This is a genomic window from Arthrobacter sp. Soil736 (genome assembly GCF_001428005.1).
Lineage (GTDB): Bacteria > Actinomycetota > Actinomycetes > Actinomycetales > Micrococcaceae > Arthrobacter.
Map to the genome: position 1 here is coordinate 1 of NZ_LMSB01000030.1, position 18,855 is coordinate 18,855.

The following is an 18,855-nucleotide window of genomic DNA, read 5'->3' on the forward strand; positions in this document are numbered from 1 at the left end:
CGTCACCGCCGTGCCCGTAGCGGCCCGTGATTTCGCGAGCGTTTCTCAAATGAGGCATGCACCCCGTTTCGCGAGCACTATTGGTGAGTCTCGTCGGGCCATTGCGCTCAAGGCCGCCCCGCGGCCATAGTGGTGGGCATGACGAGTGCGAGGACCGGGCAGCATCCGCCACCGTCAATACTGGCGGGCCCGGCCCGCCGCCGGGGTTAATCCGGTGGCCGGCACGCTCCGTTCGTCGTGGACCATCATCGTTCCGCTGGCCGGCCTGATAGTGCTCGCCCTGACCTGGCAGGTTTCGCCGGGGCCGCTTCTGGCGGCCGGCATCGCGGCCGTCCTCGTGGGCGCTGTCCTCTCCGCTGTTCATCACGCCGAGATAGTTGCCCAGCGCGTGGGCGAACCGTTCGGATCCCTTGTGCTGGCTGTTGCCGTCACGGTCATCGAAGTCGCCCTGATCGTCACCCTGATAGCGTCCGGCGGACCCGGCAGCCATTCCCTGGCGCGCGACACTGTTTTCGCTGCCGTCATGATCACTGCCAACGGCATCGTGGGACTGGCACTGCTGGTCGGGGCAATCCGCCACGGCGTCACCCGCTTTAATCCTGAAGGAACCGGCGCAGAACTGGCAGTCGTCGCCACACTCGCCACCGTGACGATGGTGCTGCCGACCTTCACGTCCTCCCGGCCCGGGCCGGAATTCTCGCCGCTGCAGCTCGGATTCGCCGCCATTGCGTCGCTGGCCCTGTACGGCGTATTCGTCCTGACCCAGACCGTCCGCCACCGGGACTTTTTCCTGCCGGTCGCGTTACCGGGCGAGACCCCGGAGGACGTCCACGCTCCCCCGCCTACGGTTCGTGCCACCGTGACCAGCCTTGGCCTGCTGTGCGCAGCACTCATCGCCGTCGTCGGCCTGGCGAAAACCGTGTCCCCGGTAATCGAGGCCGGCGTGACCCAGTCCGGCATCCCCGAGTCTTTCGTGGGGGTGGTCATAGCGCTGCTCGTGCTGTTGCCGGAGGGCCTGGCGGCCACGCGCGCGGCCGCCGCGGGCCGAATGCAGACGAGCCTGAATCTGGGCTACGGCTCAGCGATTGCCAGCATCGGGCTGACGATTCCGGCGATCGCCGTGGCCACTGTGTGGCTTGAAGGGCCCCTGACGCTGGGGCTGGGCGGGACGCAGATCGTCCTGCTCGTCCTGACCGTGGCGGTGGGCATTCTGACGGTGGTCCCGGGGCGGGCCACCCGCCTGCAGGGCAGCATTCATCTCGTGCTGTTCGCCGCCTTTGTCTTTCTCGCCATGTTTCCCTAGCGCCTCTACCGGCCGTTCCGGGTGCGGCGACCCAGTCGGCAGGCGATTTACTGCGCCTTTCGGACGTACTGCCCCTTCCGGAGATAAAATGTGGGTGGCTAAGGAGCAGTCGGAGATGGACGGCAAGGTTCATCATTCGGGGCTGGTTTTCCCCGCGTGGAACATCGGCAACTGCCCGGTGCCCGCGGCCGGCGAGCGCAGGCGGTAGACGTAATGGCGGCATCGGCGCGGCGACTCCTGACGGCACTCATTGTTGGCCTTGCCCTCCTCCTCGGTTTCGTTCCCGCGGCACACCGCGCGCAGGCCGTTCCGCTGAACGGTCACGATATCTCCTGGCCCCAATGCCCGACGGCGGTGGGCGGCTTTGGACTCCCCCTTCCGCCCGCCTCGTCACGGTTCGTCGTTATCGGCCTGACGAAAGGGCTGCCTTTCACCGAAAACCCGTGCCTGGCCAGCCACGTGGCCTGGGCAAGGACGAACGGCAAGCCGGCGCAGGCCTACACCATGGCGGCCTTCCCCACCCCGGCGCAGCTTACCGCCTACCGGGCCCAAGGGCCGTGGGCTTCCGGCACCCGGGCCGGACAGCTCTCCAACGTCGGCTACGCGGAGGCGCGCTTCGCGGTGGCCAGCCTTACGCGGGCCGGCTTTGCGCCGCGGATGGTGTGGATCGACGTAGAGCCCCGGCCTGCCCAGCCATGGCCCACCGCCACGGCCCTGCAGCAGCGTGAAAACCGCTACCTCATCGAGGGCCTGATGCGGGGCCTGCGCGACGCCGGATTCTCGTACGGCGTCTACTCGTTCGCCTCCGGCTGGGCTGGCATCACCGGCTCCTGGCGTCTCTCCGGCATCCCGGTCTGGGCCACCGCAGGCCGCCTCGATTTCCCCTCTGAAGCCTTGGATCTCTGCCGGAAAGCCAGCTTCTCCGGCGGCCGCGTCTACCTTTCGCAGTGGTACGACGACGTGCGGGACTACGATCTGACCTGCGACCCCTACGCCTTCACTCCGCTGCCCGTTCCGGCATCCACTCTGTCCAGGGCGACGGCAGACTTCAACGGTGACTGGAAGAATGACGTCCTCGCCCGGGTAACCGCCACGGGCGATCTGCGGATGTATCCCGGGACAGGGCTGGGCGGCAGGCTGCCCGGCGTCCGCATCGGCAACGGCTGGAACGTGTTCAACTCACTTGAAACACCAGGCGACTTCAACGGCGACGGTCCGCTGGACATCCTTGCCCGGGAGACATCCACGGGAAAGCTGTGGCTCTACCGCGGCAACGGGACCGGAGGATTCCTGCCCCGCGTCCAGGCGGGCAACGGCTGGAACATCTTCAGCGCCATTCTGGGTCCCGGTGACTTCAACGGCGACCAGCGCGTGGACGTCCTTGCGCGGGAGAGCGCTACGGGAAACCTGTGGCTGTACCCGGGTAACGGCACCGGCGGATTCCTGCCCCGCGTCCGGGCGGGCAACGGCTGGAACATCTTTAACGCCCTCGTGGGTCCCGGCGACATGAACAACGACGGAGCCGCAGACGTGCTGGTACGGGAGGCGGCCACCGGCGTTCTCTGGCTGTACCGCGGCAACGGCACCGGAGGCTGGCTCCCCCGTGTCCAAGTGGGCAACGGCTGGAACGCCATGACCGCCGTCGTGAGCCCCGGCGACTTCAACGGCGACCGCAACCCCGACCTTCTGGCGCGCGACGGCGCCGGCATTCTGTGGCTCTACCCCGGCAGCGGATCCGGCACATTTCTTCCAAGGGCGCAGGTGGGCCCCGGCTGGAACGGCCTGGCTCCGATTTTCTAGGCCCGCGGGGGGTCTTAATGCCCGTCTCATTGAGGGGTATGCGCCGTTACGAGGCAATGTTTTTCCAAGCCCTGCCCTCCACAGTTGTTGCGCGGGGCAACGACAAGCGCAGCCGACTCCCGCAAGGCAAGAACGTCCCGGTGCAGAAACTGCCGGGCAGGACCTTCAGGAGACAGAAACCCGGGGCCAGCAGGCCGTCTTTATTGCCCCGTGAAGGAGGCGCATTCCCATGCGAGAAGAATCCGCAGGAACAAACCATGTGTCCCGCCGTGCCCTCTTGCGGCTGGGAGCTGCCGGAGGAGCCGGAGCCGCGCTCGTGGCCGCACAGGGCTGGGCCGGTCCGCTGCTCGCGCAGAAGGGCCTGCTGTCCCCGGACGGCGCCTTCGCCGCTTCGTCCACGGCACTCGGTGATCTGCTGTTTTACATCGAGGCATTCCCCACGAGCCCCCTGATCCTGACCCCGTTCCAGGACCGGCTGCCCATTCCCTGGGCCCTGGCCCCGACGCCCAAGGTGGGCGACAACTTCGTCAAGGGCTACACCGAGTGGAATGATCCGCCCGGACCCGGGCAGGGCCAGCAGAACTCCATGCGCAACGAGCGGCACCAGATCTGGCCGGACCAGATCGGCTCGCCCGACCCCCTGGTGTACAAGATCGACCTGCTGCTGAGGCAGCATGCGTTCACCACCTCGCAGGTTCTGCCCATCGACGCCAACGGCCGGCCCGCCGTCTCTTTTGACGAAAAGCGCAAGACGTACCCCGCAGGCACCAAGCGGACCCTGCCGCTCAGCACGATCTACGGTTTCAACGGGACCTTCCCGGGGCCCATGATCAACGCCGAGTACGGAAAACCGGTCCTGGTCCGGTTCGAGAACCACCTCGACGAGAACCCGCTGAACCTGGACCGCCAGGACTTCGGCTCTCCCGACTGGTCGTTCCTGACCCACCTGCACAACGGCCACACCGCACCCGAGAGCGACGGCAACCCGCACTACTCAATGGCGGCCGGACCCAAATACGAGGGCTGCCTGCCGCAGACCTTCTGCGACAACCTTTACCTCAATTGGCCGGCCGGCAACGACGACCGCGAGAAGCAGAGCTTCTTCTGGTTCCACGACCACCGGATGGACCACACCGGATCCAACGTCTACAAGGGCATGGTGGGCCTCTACCCCATCTATGACCCGAAGAACGGCATGGACATGGGCGACGAGCGGCAGGGGCTGCGGCTGCCCGGCGTGCGCAAGGACAACCCGGACGGATCGTTCGACGTCGACTACGACGTTCCGCTCGCCTTCTACGACTGCCGGCTCGACGACGGCGTCACCATGCACAAGGACATCCACGATGTCCACGGCGAGTTCCCGGCCGCCAAGAACCCCGCAAAGCACCCGGAGTGGTGGGGCAAGACCTTCCACAAGCACTTCCCCAACCACGGGTTCGTGGGCGACATCTTCACCGTGAACGGCACCGCCTACCCGGTGATGGAAGTGAAGCGGCGCAAGTACCGTTTCCGCTTCCTCGACGCCTCCCTGGCCCGGATCTACGAGTTCAAGCTGATGAGCTCCACCAAGGGTCCCAAGACCGCCGCGTCCCCAGCTACAAGGGCGACGAACTCGAGGGCCAGTACAGGATCCCGGACGGCCAGCAGTGCATGCAGTTCACCCAGATCGCCTCGGACGGCGGGCTGCTGCCGTTCCCGATCAAGCGGAATTCCTTCGAACTGTGGCCGGCCAAGCGCCGCGAGGTGGTGGTCGACTTCAGCAGGTACCAGGACGGCACCCCGACCACCAAGGGCGACGTCATCTACCTCACCAATGTCATGAAGATGCCCAACGGACGGATGTGGACCAACTCGTCGCGGTTCTCGCCCGACCCGGCCTACAAGGTGCCGGTGCTCAAGATCGTCATCGGCGACGACGCTCCGGACGACAGCGTAATTCCGACCAAGATGCGTGACCTTCCGCCGCTGCCCGGCAACTGGCAGAGCATGCTGGACAACCGCCTGATCTTCGAGGTGGAGCGCGGCAGCGCCGGCGGTGAAACCGAGTGGCTCATCAACGGAAAGCCCTTCACGCCAAACACGGTCTCCACAAGCCTGAAGAACAGTGCCGGCCGAACACCCCTGGCCCAGCAGAAGAAGGGCAGCTTCAACCTTTGGGAGATCCGCAACGGCGGCGGCGGCTGGGTGCATCCGTTCCACCTGCACATGGAGGAACACCGGACGGTGATGCGGAACAGCCGTGACGTGACCCGGGGCGACGCTTCCCATCCTGACGACGTCTCCAGGGAAGACCTCGTGGCCCTTGACCCGGGCGAGTCGGTGATCATTTACCGCGGCTTCCGGGACTTCGTGGGACCGTACGTGGCCCACTGCCACAACCTCGCCCACGAGGACCATGCCATGATGTTCGGCTGGGAGATCACGCCGTGACCACGGAACACGCGAATGCCGCGACCGGAACCCGCGCCGCCACCCGGGAGCGCCCGGCCGTACCGTGGCCGGCCGTGGTGCTCCTCGCGGCGGCAATGTCCTACGCCGACGGCTTCTGGATAATGTCGCTGCGGGGTGCCGTCGGTGCCATTGAACGCACGCAAGAGCCGTTCTTGAGCTGGCTGCGCGAGTCCACCGCCGCCTTGCCCGTGTTCGTGCTGGCGGTGCTCGCCGCACTGGCCTTGGCCCTGCGCTGGTTCGGCCCGGAGCCGTCCAGGCCGCGGACCGTGATTGCCACCGGGCTCCTGGTCGCGGCGGCAGGCACGGTGGCCGGGATCGTGGAGACTGCCGCCAGCTCGGCGTGGGACTACGTCCTTCAGCTGCGGCTCATGGAGGCCATGCACCACAACTCCACCGGGGACGCCGTGGCTGAGCTGGGGCAGGCAACGCTCGGCCTCCAGTTGGCCGCCGTCGGCTACGGCGGCGCGATCATCCTCGCCACCAACGTGGTGGTGGTCGGCTGGCTGGTAGCCATCCGGGGCGGCCGCCTGGAAGCCGGGGCCGCACCGCGTGCGGCGCGCAGGCCGGCGCTTGACCACCGCGTGCTGATTCTGGCTGCCGCGCTCCTTGGCGCCGCCGCCATTCACGCCGCCGTCATCCCGGAGCATCTGGATCATTGGGCGGCCGCCAGCGCCTTCTTCCTGGTCCTAGCCGTGTCGGAGCTTGCCGTCGGCCTCATTCTGCTGCGCGGCGGGCGGCATCCCAAAGGCCTCTACGCCGCTGCGGCCGTCTCGATCCTGCCGCTGGCTGTGTGGCTGTGCTCCCGCACCATCGGGCTGCCGTTCGGTCCCGACGCCGGCATCCCCGAATCAGTGGGCCTGGCCGACGCTGCCGCCTGCACGCTTGAGCTCGGCACTGTTCTGATAGCCGCCGCCCTGCTGCGCCGCACTGCCCGGGCCCACCCCGGCGGCAGTTCGGCCGGACCAACGCCGGCCTCATCCCACATCCGCTCGCTCGCAGTGGTGGCCGCCATCGCCGTCGGCGTCATCGGCCTGACAGGAACGGTGCCGGGCTGGTTCGGCGATGCGGGAAGCTCCGGGGACATCACGCACAGCGCCTCGCACTAGCCCCCGCGGACCCCCACAGACCCCCGCGAACACGCGGCGGTGACAAGCATTTTACGTACTCGAAACCCACCGCAGTTTCCCGCGCTCTATGTTGTGTGGACAACGGCATTCGTCGGTCTCAGCAAGATGCCTACCCCGATAACGAGTGGAGTTCCCGTGAACGCTGGAGATGTTGCCTGGATCCTCGCAAGTTCCGCCCTGGTCTGCATGATGATTCCCGCCCTCGCCCTTTTTTACGGTGGCATGGTGGGATCGCGCCGGATCCTGAACATGATGATGATGTGCTTTGGCGGGGCCAGCCTGGTGGCAGTGCTGTGGGCCCTGTTCGGTTACTCGATGGCCTTTGGCAATTCCGTGAACGGCATGGGCCTGATCGGGGACATCACGCAGTACGCCGGCCTCGAACCCGTGCTGGCGGATGATCCCGAGGCGGCCCTTCCCGTGGCGCTTTTCACCGCCTTCCAGCTGTTCTTTGCCTGCGTCACCACCGCACTGGTCGCCGGGGCCGCCGCGGGCCGGATGAAGTTCGGCGCCTGGATGGTGTTCGCCGGCGTGTGGGCCACGCTGGTGTACTTTCCCATTGCCCACTGGGTCTTCGCCTTCAATTCCGCGGACGGCTCTGTGACGGGAGGCTGGATCGCCAACGGAATCAAGGCGATCGACTTCGCCGGCGGAACAGCGGTGCACATGAATGCCGGCGCCGCGGCGCTGGCCCTGGCCCTCGTTCTGGGCCGGAGTTCCGGATGGCCCAAGATGGAGCACACCAAGCCGCACAGCCGGCCCCTGGTGCTGGTGGGCGCAGGCCTGCTGTGGGTCGGATGGTTCGGATTCAACGCCGGATCCGCCCTGAGCGCCGGGCACTCCGCGTCGGTCGTGTTCCTGAACACGGCCGTGGCGGCGGCGGCCGGCCTCCTCGCCTGGGCAGCGGTTGAGCGCATCAGGCACGGCGCAACCACGAGCATGGGCGCGGCCTCCGGACTTGTCTCGGCCCTGGTGGCCATCACGCCCGCCTGCGGCGCCGTCAGCCCGCTCGGAGCGGTGGCCATCGGCGCCATTGCCGGAGCTGTCTGCTCGCTGGCCATCGAATGGAAGTTCCGCCTCGGGTTCGACGATTCCCTGGACGTCGTCGGCGTGCACCTGGTTGGCGGCATCATCGGCACGCTCCTAATCGGCGTTTTCGCCACCGACAGCGCGCCGAACGGGGTCAGCGGCCTGCTGTACGGCGGAGGGCCGGGGCAGCTGGGCATCCAGGCTATCGCCACGGTGGCCGTGCTGGCCTATTCCTTCGGCCTGACGTGGGTCATCGCCAAGGTCATGGACGTCACCATGGGACTTCGCATCCACGAGGCGGACGAGCTGCGCGGCATTGACCTGGCCGCCCACTCCGAGTTCGCCTACCTCACGGACGAGGACCCGGTGAACCTGGGTTCCTCCGCCCGCACCTGATCAACTGCCCGTTCCGGATGCCCGTCTCAGTTGCCCGTCCCGGCTGGCAGCGGCGAACTACGGTCCGGTTGAAGCCAATGGCGGATACCGATAGTTTGGTCTCAGCCCCTCCGCATTCCCCCATGTGCGGAGTGGCCACCCAGGAGAACCCCGCGCAGGACTATTTGCGCGGGGTTCTTCGTCTCTTTACGTTGACGCGGCGGACGGACGAGATCCGCCGTCAGCCCGCCAGCTCCTTCGTGAAGGCCAGCGGCCCGATCGTTTCGGGGTCGGCCTCCAGGTCAAAGCGCGGCGTGTACCCGGTGTTCAGGTACAGGTGCCTGGCCTCGGGCTGGCGGGGGCCCGTGGTGAGGTAGACGCTCCGGTACCCGCGCGCTGCCGCCAGGAGTTCCAGCTCGGCCAGGACCCGGCGGGCGAGGCCGCGCCGCCGGTGGGCCGAATGCGTCCAGATGCGCTTGAACTCGGCCGTCTGCGCGTCGTACCGGCGGAACGCGCCGCCAGCCACGGACTCCCCGTTCTCCTGGATGATCAGGAGCGCCCCTGCCGGCGCCTGGAATTCCGCCGCAGGATATTTGCTGAGTTCCGCGGCGGCCGAGCCCCTGCCGAACAGGTCGCCGTAGCGGGAGTCATACTCGACGGCGAGCTCGTCCAGGAGCGGCCGGACCCGCGGGTCGTCCATGGGCAGTTCCAGGACCGTGAGGGCGGCGGCGGCCGGCGGCGGCGGTGCGGTTTCCAGGTGCATGATCAGGCCTTTCCGACGGCGGCGGTAGCGGTTCGTGACGGAGAAACGTCCGCCAGCACGGTGAGGATCCTTCGCGCCAGGGCATCGTTCTCGCGGAATGGTGCGGCGTTGGTGCCCGGCCGCGCGAAGGCACCGGCACCCCACCCGGAGGTTCCGGGCCCGACGCCGAACAGCCGGCTCTGGGGGTATCCTCCGCGCCCCACGAGCAGGTGCGCGGAGGAGACGAGGAGCCGCCCCGTGGAATGCGCGCCGTCCGCCGTGAGCAAGTGCTGCTCGGTGCCGAGCCCGGCGGCATGCAGGGAGCGGAGCAGCGGGTTGGCGGACTCCGCCACAGAGGGTGCAGGAAGCCGGGCCTCGATGAACGCCTTGGCCCGTACCGTGACGCCGGACTGCGGGGACGTGGCCACGAACTTCCCGGCCTCTTCGTCCGCTGCGAGGCTCAGCCCCGGTCCGAGGAACTGCAGCAGCCCGGCCCGGTGGACCGCCAGCATCTCCCGCAGCCGCCGGGGCGGCGGGCCGGAATCCACGAAGCTGAAGAATCCGTGCCACCAGCCGTGCACGTCCTGCTGCGACCTGGCGTTGAGCCGCTCGGGGGGGACGAGCCGGCCCACGTCCATGTAGACCTTGAGTAGCGCGATGAACAGGGCCAGGGTCTCCGGATGGTCGGGGCCTGTCCGCAGCTCAAGGTCGTGCTCGATGTACGCGGTGACCGCGTCCTGCACATCGCGGTGGCCGGTGAACTGCCGCCCGCCGAACGGCCGGTCCAGGCGTTCAAGGTCCAGGTGCAGTTCCTGGTCCGGGACCGCCTCCGCCACCAGTTCCCGGCGGCCGGTGCTGTACCAGTCAAGGGCGGAAAACCGGTCCGAAAACTCGGCCCAGCCCATGGCGGCCCGCCCGTCCTGCCCGGCGGACACAGGGCTGCCGGTCAACAGTTCGCGGTAGTAGCCGTAGCCGGCGTCCTTGGCGATGAGCGGCCACAGCTGCGTGCGGAAATCGAGCTCGCCGTGGAGCGCCAACAACGCGTCAACGGCCTCCGCCGTGAAGAACCTGGGATTCCCGGCAGGTTCGCCGCGGAGGGCCGTGGAAATCTTGGAATGGTAGGGAACGCCGCGCCGTGACCCGGCCCAGAGCCGCGGTTCGGCCCCGGACGGAAGGTAACGGAGGCCGCCGTCGGACGTTTCTTCAAAACGGCCGCCGCGCCCTTCCATCAGCAGCACCAGCAGGTCCACAAAGGCCAGGCCCATGGCGGAAACAATCACGTCCTGCCCGGGGGCAATGGCGGAATAGTCGACGTCGGTGGTGTAGCTGGGTGCCGCATGGAACCCGCCGTGCCGGGCGGCGAAGGCGGACCAGCCTTTCGAGCGGGCATCCGGCTGTGAGTCGGTGTGCCCCAGAGCGGTAACCACGACGTCGGCGAGCAGCGTCCCGCCGCCGGCCAGCCGCACGCTGTACCCGGCGCCGTCGGCTCCGCCGCTGCCCTGATTGGCGATTGCGGGTTCGGCGATTGCCGGTTCAACGATGGCCGGTTCAACGCTGACCGCCGTGTCCCGGTGGACGGTGACCATGACGTCGCTGCCGAGGGCGCGGACTGCCCGCCGGTAGAACCACTCGAGGTACTTGCTCTGCAGCTGCCGGGTGGGAAACGTGGTTCCCGACAGCGAGCGCAGGTGCTCCAGCAGATGGGGCGGCAGCGGCGGAACATCGGTGATGGAGCCGTCCAGCACTCCGGCGGCCCAGCCGGCGAGCCCCGGGCCGTCCACCGCCGGGCCCTCGCAGAGCACCGAGGAGTCGGTGAACATGGTGACGTCCGCGGCCGCCGAGTTCAGCATGAGTCCGGGATGCTGGTCGAAGCGCCAGATCCTGCCGGAACCGGGCTCGTACGGCTCCACGACGTGGATGGCCAGCGGCCCGCCAGCCAGCTCCGGCCTGTTCGCGGCCAGCCGCTCGAGGATTCCGGCGGTGCGCGGACCGCCGCCGATGAAGACCACGGACGGGTGCTGCGCTGGCATCGGGAACTCCTGTTCGGGACGGGCTCGGAGCCCTCAGGCTAGGCGGCTGACGGGGCGCCGGTCGAGGGCCTGGTCACGGCCGTTCACCCCGCGTCACGGCGCGTAAATCCGCGCAAAAATTCGTCTCATGACGCCCCGCTAAGCCGGATGAACGAATGCAACTGGCCGCTTTGCCGGACGTTCCCGGCGCACCTAGATTGGCAGCCATCCAACCCCCGAAAGACCTAAACGAAGAAGCGAGGTGGCGTATGAGTTCAGCAGCAACCACGGTGCCGCAGTCCGCACCGGAGCCGGCGTCTGCTGCGCCAGGCGTCGCCCAGGGCGCAGGACCGGACGCTAGACAGAGCGCCGGACAGGGCGCCGCAGAAGCAAGCGCGGCCCCCGCCGGAATCACAGCGGGCCCCGAACCCGAAACCGGAACCGCGGCCGCGGGTGCAGCCGGCCCGTCCGGCGGAGTGCCCGCATCACGAAAGCCCGCCGCCGACTACGCGGACTACCCCCTCGTCCCGGCTCCCCGGCCTTGGCGCTGGGTGGGGACGGCAGTGGTGGCGCTGGGAGTGGCCGCCGTGGCGTGGTCGCTGGCGACGAACCCGCGCTGGGAATGGGGCGTGGTGGCGCAGTGGTTCACCGCCCAGTCCGTGATAAACGGCCTCGTGGAGACGCTGAAGCTCACGGCCATCTCCGGCGTGCTCGGGTTTGTCCTGGGCTTCATCCTGGCCCTTATGCGGCTCTCCTCCTCACCGCTGCTGCTGTCCGTGTCCTGGACGTTCTCCTGGATCTTCCGGTCCACGCCGCTCCTGGTCCAGATGCTGCTCTGGTACAACCTGGGCTACCTCTACGAGAAGATCAGCCTGGGCATCCCGTTCACCGACGTCCGGTTCTTCGAGGTCCAGACCACCACACTGATCAGCCAGTTTGCGGCAGCAGTGCTCGGCCTGACCCTGAACCAGGCGGCCTACTCCGCGGAAATCATCCGCGGCGGCATCCTGTCCGTGGACCAGGGCCAGCTTGAGGCAGCGGCCGCCCTGGGCATCCCGGCGTGGCGCAGGTCCACCCGGATCGTCCTCCCGCAGGCCATGCGCGCCATCCTTCCCAACGCGTTCAACGAGATCATCGGGCTGGTCAAGGGCACCTCCATTGTCTACGTCCTGGCCTACTCGGAGCTGTTCTACACGGTGCAGGTCATCTACAACCGCACCCAGCAGGTCCTGCCCCTGCTCCTCGTGGCCACCCTCTGGTACGTCGTGATCACCTCGGTGCTCAGCGTCTTCCAGTACTACATCGAGCGGCACTACTCCAAGGGCGCGGTGCGCACCCTGCCGCTCACCCCGCTGCAGAAGGCACGGAAATTCTTCGCCACCCACGCCCCCGTCAGGAGCCTCCGATGAGCACGGCCACGCTTGCACCGCCCGCCACCCGCGGGCTCGTGGAAATCACCAAAGTCCGCAAGTCCTTCGGCGCCACCGAGGTCCTCCAGGGCATCACCCTGACCGTGGAACCCGGCGGCGTGACGGTGATCGTGGGCCCGTCGGGTTCGGGCAAGTCCACCCTGTTGCGCACCATCAACCACCTGGAAAAGGTGGACGGCGGGTTCATAGCCATCGACGGCGAACTCGTGGGCTACCGGGTCCGCGGCAACAGGCTCCACGAACTCCGCGAAAAGGACATCCTGCAGCAGCGCACCGAAATCGGCATGGTGTTCCAGAACTTCAACCTGTTCCCGCACCTCACGGCCCTTGAAAACGTGGCCGAGGCGCCCGTAGTGGCCCAGCGTCCCGGAAAACCGCGCCCCTCCAAGGCGGAGGCCCGCGAGCGCGGCCTCGAGCTGCTGGACCGGGTGGGGCTCAAGGACCGCGCCGGCGCCTATCCGCGCCAGCTGTCCGGCGGCCAGCAGCAGCGGGTAGCCATTGCCCGGGCACTTGCGCTGGACCCCAAGATCCTGCTGTTCGACGAGCCCACGTCCGCCCTTGACCCCGAGCTGGTCAACGAGGTGCTGGACGTGATCCGCGAACTGGCAAAGTCCGGCACCACCCTGATCATCGTCACGCACGAAATGGGCTTCGCCCGGGACGTGGCGGACACCGTGGTGTTCATGGACCAGGGCCAGATCGTGGAACAGGGCGCCCCCAAGGACATTTTCACCAACCCGCAGGAAGAACGCACCCGGAGCTTCTTCTCCAAGGTGATCGAACCCGCCTTCAACATCTAAGGAACTCCCATGGCACTCTTTCCCCGCCAGTCCGCCGTCGTACTCTTCGGTGCAGCGGCGCTCATCGGCACCGCAGCGCTGGCCGGATGCTCCGACCCGGGGGCGGCAGCCGCCGGCGCCTCGGGCTCCGCGGACAAGCCGGCAACGACGGCGGCCCGCAACGGCGTTGTCTACAACACCTCGCCGGACCAGCAGCGGATCCGGGCCGGGAAGGATGCGGCGCTGGCCGCGAAGGTCCCGGAGCTGATCGGCAAGGACGGGAAGCTGACCGTCGCCACCACGGCCGGTTCGATCCCGCTGTCCTTCCACGCCACGGACGACAAGACGCCCATCGGTTCCGAGCTGGACATCGCCCAGCTCGTGGCGGACAAGCTGGGCCTGGAGCTCGACATCCAGGTCACGTCCTGGGAGAACTGGCCGCTGAAAACCCAGTCCGGCGACTTCGAGGCCGTCTTCTCCAACGTGGGCATCAACAAGGACCGGGTGAAGCTGTTCGACTTTGCCAGCTACCGCGCCGCCTACATGGGCTTTGAAGCGAAGAAGTCCTCGTCCTACGACGTCAAGGGCGCCGATGACATCTCCGGCCTGAAGGTTTCCGTGGGCTCCGGCACCAACCAGGAAAAGATCCTGCTGGCCTGGAACAAGGAACTCGAGGCCAAGGGCAAGGCGCCGGCCACGCTCCAGTACTACTCCTCCGACGCCGACACCATCCTGGCGCTGTCCTCCGGCCGCACCGACCTGAACATCGCGCCGTACCCGTCCACCACTTACCGGGAGAACACCCGCGACGACCTGAAGATCGTGGGCAAGGTCAACGCCGGCTGGCCGTCGGAGACGCTCGTGGCCGCCACCACGCTGAAAGGCAACGGCCTGGCCCCCGTCATCACGGACGCGCTGAACTCGGCCATCAAGGACGGTTCCTACGCCAAGGTCCTGGAGCGCTGGGGCCTGTCCGAGGAAGCCCTGCCGGAATCCACGACTGTCACCGAGGCCAACTTCGGGGCCGCGAAGTCCGGGGGAACGAAATGAAATTCCAGGTCCTGGATATCATTCCGCACCTGAAGAATCCGGTGACGGGCGGGATCGTCTCCACCGCCGACCGGCTGAACCAGGTGGTGCGGACCGCCCGGCGCGCGGAGGAGCTCGGCTATGACAGCTTCTCCGTGGGCGAGCGGCATGCGGGTGAGTTCATCTCGTCCTCGCCCACCACCGTGCTGGCCGCGATCGCCGCCGTCAGCCGCACGATCCGGCTGCAGAGCGGCGTCACGGTCCTGTCCGTCCTGGATCCGGTGCGGGTGGCCGAGGACTATGCCACGATTGACCAGCTCAGCCGCGGACGGCTGGAACTGGTGGTCGGCAAGGGCAACGAGGTGCTGCAGTATCCCCTGTTCGGCCTGGACCTGGCCGATCAGTGGGACCTGCTGGCCGAAAAGTATGCGCTGCTGCGCCGGCTCTGGCGCGAGGAGGACGTCACGTGGTCCGGCCGCTTCCGCGCGCCTTTGAGTGCAACCGCCACCACGCCGCGGCCGTTCGCCGGGGCGCCCCGCGTGTGGCACGGTTCGGCCACCACTCTGACCTCCGCCGCGCTGGCGGCCCGGTGGGGCGATCCGCTGTTCACGGCGAACGCCATCCAGCCCCGGGAAAACTACAAAGTGCTCATCGACCACTACCGGGAGGAATACGCGCGCCACGGCCACGATCCCCGGCACGGGTACCTGGGTTCAGGCAGCGGCGCCGGCGGCGTCTTCCTCGCGGACACCACCCAGGAAGCCAAGCGCCAGTTCGGCCCCGTGTACGAGGCCCTCACGGCGGCCCGCAACGTCCCCGGCAACAATTCGCCGTTCCGGGACATCGACCACGCAGTGGCCGAAGGCCCCTCGCTCGTGGGAAGCCCGGAACAGGTGATCGACAAGATCCTCAGCTACCACGAGCTGTACGGGCACGACCTGCAGTCCATTTCCCTCCCCACCACCCTCCCGTTCGAGCAGCAGCTGGACATCCTCGAGAGGTTCGCGCTCGAGGTCATCCCGGTTGTGCGGGCCGCAGCACCCACCACCTTGTGGGAGTCCGCGGACCCGTTCGGCGGCCGTCCCGAGTCCGCGGGAGCCACTGAGCCGGACGCAGCCTCCACCGTCAGCGCCGACCACGACAACTACAGGAGCGACCATGCCCACGTCTACGCACACTGAAAGCAACGGCCGCTGGTCGAGCTTGTCGAGACCGGATCTCGACAAGCTCGATCAGCGGACAGCCGATCAGCCGACGGCCAGCCAGCGGACTTCTGCCGATCACCGGACTGCCGTTTTCGCCGCCGAGTGGAACGAGTGGCATGCCGCCCACGAACGCCACCGGGCTGACCCGCACGGCTTCCTCGCCGTGACCCACCTCCACTGGCTGGGCGCCGAGCCCGCCGGGCTGGACGGCGTTCCCGGCACCTGGAGCGTGGCGGACGACGCCGTCACCGTCGTTCTGGAGCCTGGCGAAAGTCTCCTGCGGGACGGCAGGGAGCTGAACCCTGACGGCGGCAGCGTCACCGTCGCGTTCGGTCCGGTCGCGGAACGGGACGGCATCAGCCTCACGGCCGGTGCCGCCGTCGTCGAACTCGCCAAGCGCGGCGGCGAGTACATCGTCCGGCCCCGCCACCCGGAGAACCCGCTGCTCAGCGAGTACCGCGGCACGCCCGCCTACGCGCCGGATCCGCGCTTCGCCGTCCACGGCACGTTCGCGGCCTTCGACGAGCCGCGCCCCACCACCGTGGGTGCCGCCGTGGAAGGCATCCGGCACGTCTACGAGGCCCCGGGCGAGATCCGCTTCCGCCTGGACGGCCGGGACCTGACCCTCACGGCGTTCAACGGGCACGCCCCCGGCACCCTGTCCGTGCTGTTCACGGACCAGACCTCCGGCAGGACCACGTACGCGGCCAACCGCTCGCTGACGGTCGGCGCCCCGGATGCGGAGGGCAGGGTGACCCTGGACTTCAACCGGGCGGTGAACCTGCCGTGCGCCTACACGGACCTTGCCACCTGCCCGCTGCCGCCGGCCGAAAACCGGCTCCCCGTGGCCATCGAGGCTGGCGAACAGATTCCGCACGAAAGGCAGGCCAGCACTCCCCCGAACGCGGCTCCAACGCCCGCTCCGCGCACTGCACGGCAGGGCTTCCTGGCCCTGGAGCTCGACGGCGACGGCGCGCACCCGGCGGCGTGGCGCAGAGCGCGGCACACCCCGGACGAACTGCTGGACGGAGCCCGGATCCGGGCCACGGTGCTCGCCGCCGAGTCCGCCGGATTCCACGTGGCGACGTTCGCGGACGGGCCAGTGACAGGCGGCCCAGCGACCGGCGGAACCGGGACCAGCGCCCTCCTTCCCGGCGGCCGCGACGTCGCCGGACGCCTCAACGCCCTGCAGCGCGCGGCATTCGCCGGCCCCGTCACCAGCTCCATCGTCCTGGTCCCCGAGGTTGACACGGTCTACACGGAGCCGTTCCACGTGTCCACCCAGCTCGCGAGCCTGGACTACGTGTCCGGCGGCCGCGCGGGCTGGCTTGTTGCGGCGTCGAAGACCGAGGAGGACGCCGCGGCCGTCGGGCGCGACGTCGTCAGCGCGGAGGGGCTGGCACGGGAGGCCGCCGATTCGATCGAGGTCAGCCGCCGGCTCTGGGACTCCTGGGAGGACGACGCCGTGATCCGCGACGTCGCCACCGGCCGGTACCTCGACGTCGACAAGCTGCACTATGCCGACTTCGCGGGGGAAACGTACTCCGTCAAGGGTCCCTCGATCATCCCGCGGCCGCTCCAGGGCCAGCTGCCGGTCCTGGTGCCGGCCGGGCTGCTGGCCCCGGGAGACCTGGCCTCCGGGGCGGCCGATGTGCTGCTCGTGTCCGCGCCAACGCCCGAGCTGCTGGCCGCCGAGGTCTCCGATGCCCGCGGCGGCGCCCGGTTCCAGTCCGACGCCCCCACGACGGCCGGCGCCCCGGCCGTCGTCGCCGAGCTCGACGTCGTCCTCGACGCCCGCGGCCAGACGGCCGCGTCGCGACTGGCCGAACTGGACGCGCACACCCCGTGGCAGAGCCGGCGGGCGCGTTTCGTCGGCACCGCCGCCGAACTCACGGAGCTGCTGGCCGCCCTGCTGGAAACGGCCGACGGCGTCCGGCTGCACCCGGCGGTCCTGGACGTGGAGCTCGAAGAACTGGCCCAGCTGGTGCTTCCGGCGCTGAGGCGCCGCGGACTGCTGGCTCCGGTCCGCCCGGACGGCAGCTTCCGCGAGCTGCTGGGGCTTCGCCGCCCGGCCAGCCGCTATGCCGCCGTTCAGCCGGCGGCGGAGTCTGACGTTCGGCCGGCGGCGGAGTCCGCCGTGCCTTCCGGCGCCGAAATCTAGGGAGAAAAACATGACTGAAACACCCATCGGCGGCGGTTTTGTGCCGTCCGGCCAGCTGCAGCTCGGCGTCTTTTTCCAGGGCGTGAACTCGGGGACCATCTGGAAATCCCAGGATTCCGGTTCCCAGACGGACTTCGAATCGTTCCGCCGCATCGCCCAGACCGCCGAGCGGGGCCTCTTCGCGGCATTCTTCCTCGGCGAAGGCCTCCGGCTCCGCGAGCACCTCGGCCGGCCCCACGCCCTGGACGTCGCCGGCCGGCCGGACGCGCAGACGATGCTGGCCGCGCTCGCCTCCGTGACCTCGCACATCGGCCTGGTGGCCACGCAGAACACCACCTACAACGATCCCGCGGACCTCGCCCACCGGCTGTCCACCCTGGACCTGCTCTCCGGCGGGCGGGCTGCCTGGAACGTCGTCACCACGGACAACGCCTGGACGGGGGCCAACTTCCGCCGCGGCGGTTACCTGGACCATGCTGACCGCTACGTCCACGCCGAGGCGTTCGTGGAGACGGCCAAGCGGATCTGGGACTCCTGGGAGGACGGCGCCGTCGCCACGTCGCAGGATGCCGGTTCCTGGGCCGCCCCCGGTTCCGCCCGGCCGGTGCGCCATGAGGGCCGGCACTACACGGTCGGCTACCGCCCGAGGCTGCCGCGCAGCGCGCAGTACCGGCCCGTCCTGTTCCAGGCCGGCGATTCCCCGGACGGCCGGGACTTCGCCGCGCGGCAGGCCGACGTCATCTTCTCGGCGCACCCCAAGTTCGACGACGCCCTCGGCTTCCGCCGCGACATCGTCCAGCGCACGCTGAAGGCGGGCCGAGGCGCCAACGACGTCAAGATCATGCCGGCCAGCGAATTCATCCTCGCCGCCACGCCGCAGGAAGCGCGGGACAAGAAGGAATGGGTGCGGAGCCAGCAGATCGGCCCGCAGCAGGCCCTCGCCTACCTCGAGCAGTTCTGGGGGCGCGAACTGCAGGAGTTCGATCCGGACGGCCCCCTTCCGGCGATCGATCCGGTGGTGGAGGAGACATCCGAGACCCGCGGAAGCGGCTTCCACGGCGCCAAGGCCAGGCAGCTGGCGGACCAGTGGCGGGCGGAAGCCAAGGAAAAGGGCCTCAGCATCCGGCAGTTCGTCTCGGCCCGGACCAGCCGCGTAGACGCCACCTTCACGGGTTCCTACACCGAGGTGGCGGACAGGCTGGTGGACTACGCGCGGACCGGCGCTGTGGACGGGTTCAACATCTCGCCGTGGCTGGTCCCCACCGGCCTGGACGACATCGTCAACCACCTCGTCCCCGCACTGCAGGAACGGGGGATCTACCCCACCGGGTACGCAGGACGAACGCTGCGGGAGAACCTGGGGCTGGCTTCCCCGCTGAGGGCGGACGCGGCCGTCGAACTGGAGGTGTGAG

14 protein-coding genes and 1 pseudogene are annotated in these 18,855 nt (G+C 68.6%); 13 read left to right on the forward strand and 2 right to left on the reverse strand.

Annotated features, from left to right (window positions below):
* The first annotated feature begins 214 nt into the window (after positions 1-214).
* From ASG92_RS16150 to ASG92_RS16170, 6 genes are all read left to right on the forward strand, one after another.
* On the forward strand, positions 215-1,303 hold the full coding sequence (locus ASG92_RS16150) for an ionic transporter y4hA (RefSeq protein WP_056630326.1): 1,089 nt from the start codon (positions 215-217) through the stop codon (positions 1,301-1,303).
* A 213-nt stretch (positions 1,304-1,516) separates the two neighbouring features.
* Positions 1,517-3,103 (forward strand): FG-GAP-like repeat-containing protein, encoded by a 1,587-nt coding sequence (locus ASG92_RS16155; protein WP_056630329.1) that lies wholly within the window; start codon positions 1,517-1,519, stop codon positions 3,101-3,103.
* A 229-nt stretch (positions 3,104-3,332) separates the two neighbouring features.
* Positions 3,333-4,928, forward strand: coding sequence for a multicopper oxidase domain-containing protein (locus ASG92_RS16160; RefSeq protein ID WP_240987162.1), 1,596 nt, complete (start codon positions 3,333-3,335; stop codon positions 4,926-4,928).
* Positions 4,853-5,536 (forward strand): multicopper oxidase domain-containing protein, encoded by a 684-nt coding sequence (locus ASG92_RS29895; RefSeq protein WP_240987163.1) that lies wholly within the window; start codon positions 4,853-4,855, stop codon positions 5,534-5,536. The genes ASG92_RS16160 and ASG92_RS29895 overlap by 76 nt, the downstream gene beginning before the upstream one ends.
* Positions 5,533-6,663, forward strand: a complete 1,131-nt coding sequence (locus tag ASG92_RS16165) for a hypothetical protein (protein ID WP_056630332.1) — start codon at positions 5,533-5,535, stop codon at positions 6,661-6,663. The genes ASG92_RS29895 and ASG92_RS16165 overlap by 4 nt, the downstream gene beginning before the upstream one ends.
* Before the next feature lie 156 nt (positions 6,664-6,819).
* The gene (locus ASG92_RS16170) at positions 6,820-8,109 is read left to right on the forward strand and encodes an ammonium transporter (protein ID WP_056630334.1); all 1,290 of its coding nucleotides are present in this window, start codon (positions 6,820-6,822) and stop codon (positions 8,107-8,109) included.
* Positions 8,110-8,329: 220 nt separating this feature from the next.
* Here ASG92_RS16170 and ASG92_RS16175 read toward each other — a convergent pair whose 3' ends face one another.
* Both ASG92_RS16175 and ASG92_RS16180 read right to left on the reverse strand, forming a co-directional pair.
* Positions 8,330-8,851, reverse strand: a complete 522-nt coding sequence (locus ASG92_RS16175; protein ID WP_056630337.1) for a GNAT family N-acetyltransferase — start codon at positions 8,849-8,851, stop codon at positions 8,330-8,332.
* Positions 8,852-8,853: 2 nt separating this feature from the next.
* Positions 8,854-10,860, reverse strand: coding sequence for an FAD/NAD(P)-binding protein (locus tag ASG92_RS16180; RefSeq protein ID WP_056630340.1), 2,007 nt, complete (start codon positions 10,858-10,860; stop codon positions 8,854-8,856).
* 248 nt (positions 10,861-11,108) lie between these two features.
* Between ASG92_RS16180 and ASG92_RS16185 the strand changes: the two genes are divergently transcribed.
* From ASG92_RS16185 to ASG92_RS16215, 7 genes and pseudogenes are all read left to right on the forward strand, one after another.
* On the forward strand, positions 11,109-12,248 hold the full coding sequence (locus ASG92_RS16185; protein ID WP_200951995.1) for an amino acid ABC transporter permease: 1,140 nt from the start codon (positions 11,109-11,111) through the stop codon (positions 12,246-12,248).
* Positions 12,245-13,069: an amino acid ABC transporter ATP-binding protein gene (locus ASG92_RS16190; protein WP_056630343.1), complete on the forward strand. Its 825-nt coding sequence runs from the start codon at positions 12,245-12,247 to the stop codon at positions 13,067-13,069. The genes ASG92_RS16185 and ASG92_RS16190 overlap by 4 nt, the downstream gene beginning before the upstream one ends.
* Before the next feature lie 9 nt (positions 13,070-13,078).
* Positions 13,079-14,098 (forward strand): ABC transporter substrate-binding protein, encoded by a 1,020-nt coding sequence (locus tag ASG92_RS16195; RefSeq protein WP_056630346.1) that lies wholly within the window; start codon positions 13,079-13,081, stop codon positions 14,096-14,098.
* Positions 14,095-15,258 (forward strand): LLM class flavin-dependent oxidoreductase, encoded by a 1,164-nt coding sequence (locus tag ASG92_RS16200; RefSeq protein ID WP_056630349.1) that lies wholly within the window; start codon positions 14,095-14,097, stop codon positions 15,256-15,258. The genes ASG92_RS16195 and ASG92_RS16200 overlap by 4 nt, the downstream gene beginning before the upstream one ends.
* 115 nt (positions 15,259-15,373) lie before the next feature.
* Positions 15,374-16,168 (forward strand): annotated as a pseudogene (locus tag ASG92_RS16205) (DUF1684 domain-containing protein); the annotation flags it as partial.
* Positions 16,169-16,300: 132 nt separating this feature from the next.
* Entirely contained in the window at positions 16,301-17,443 is a 1,143-nt protein-coding gene (locus ASG92_RS16210; RefSeq protein WP_240987166.1) for an LLM class flavin-dependent oxidoreductase, read from the forward strand.
* A gap of 10 nt (positions 17,444-17,453) precedes the next feature.
* A complete protein-coding gene (locus ASG92_RS16215) occupies positions 17,454-18,854 on the forward strand; it encodes an NtaA/DmoA family FMN-dependent monooxygenase (RefSeq protein WP_056630352.1) in 1,401 nt (466 codons plus the stop codon).
* Position 18,855: the final 1 nt, after the last annotated feature.

Coding starts and splice junctions, on each gene's coding strand:
- ASG92_RS16155 (WP_056630329.1), top strand. CDS start 1,517: ATGGCGGCATCGGCGCGGCGACTCCTGACGGCACTCATTGTTGGCCTT.
- ASG92_RS16160 (WP_240987162.1), top strand. CDS start 3,333: ATGCGAGAAGAATCCGCAGGAACAAACCATGTGTCCCGCCGTGCCCTC.
- ASG92_RS16175 (WP_056630337.1), bottom strand. CDS start 8,851: ATGCACCTGGAAACCGCACCGCCGCCGCCGGCCGCCGCCGCCCTCACG.
- ASG92_RS16180 (WP_056630340.1), bottom strand. CDS start 10,860: ATGCCAGCGCAGCACCCGTCCGTGGTCTTCATCGGCGGCGGTCCGCGC.
- ASG92_RS16185 (WP_200951995.1), top strand. CDS start 11,109: ATGAGTTCAGCAGCAACCACGGTGCCGCAGTCCGCACCGGAGCCGGCG.
- ASG92_RS16190 (WP_056630343.1), top strand. CDS start 12,245: ATGAGCACGGCCACGCTTGCACCGCCCGCCACCCGCGGGCTCGTGGAA.
- ASG92_RS16195 (WP_056630346.1), top strand. CDS start 13,079: ATGGCACTCTTTCCCCGCCAGTCCGCCGTCGTACTCTTCGGTGCAGCG.
- ASG92_RS16200 (WP_056630349.1), top strand. CDS start 14,095: ATGAAATTCCAGGTCCTGGATATCATTCCGCACCTGAAGAATCCGGTG.
- ASG92_RS16215 (WP_056630352.1), top strand. CDS start 17,454: ATGACTGAAACACCCATCGGCGGCGGTTTTGTGCCGTCCGGCCAGCTG.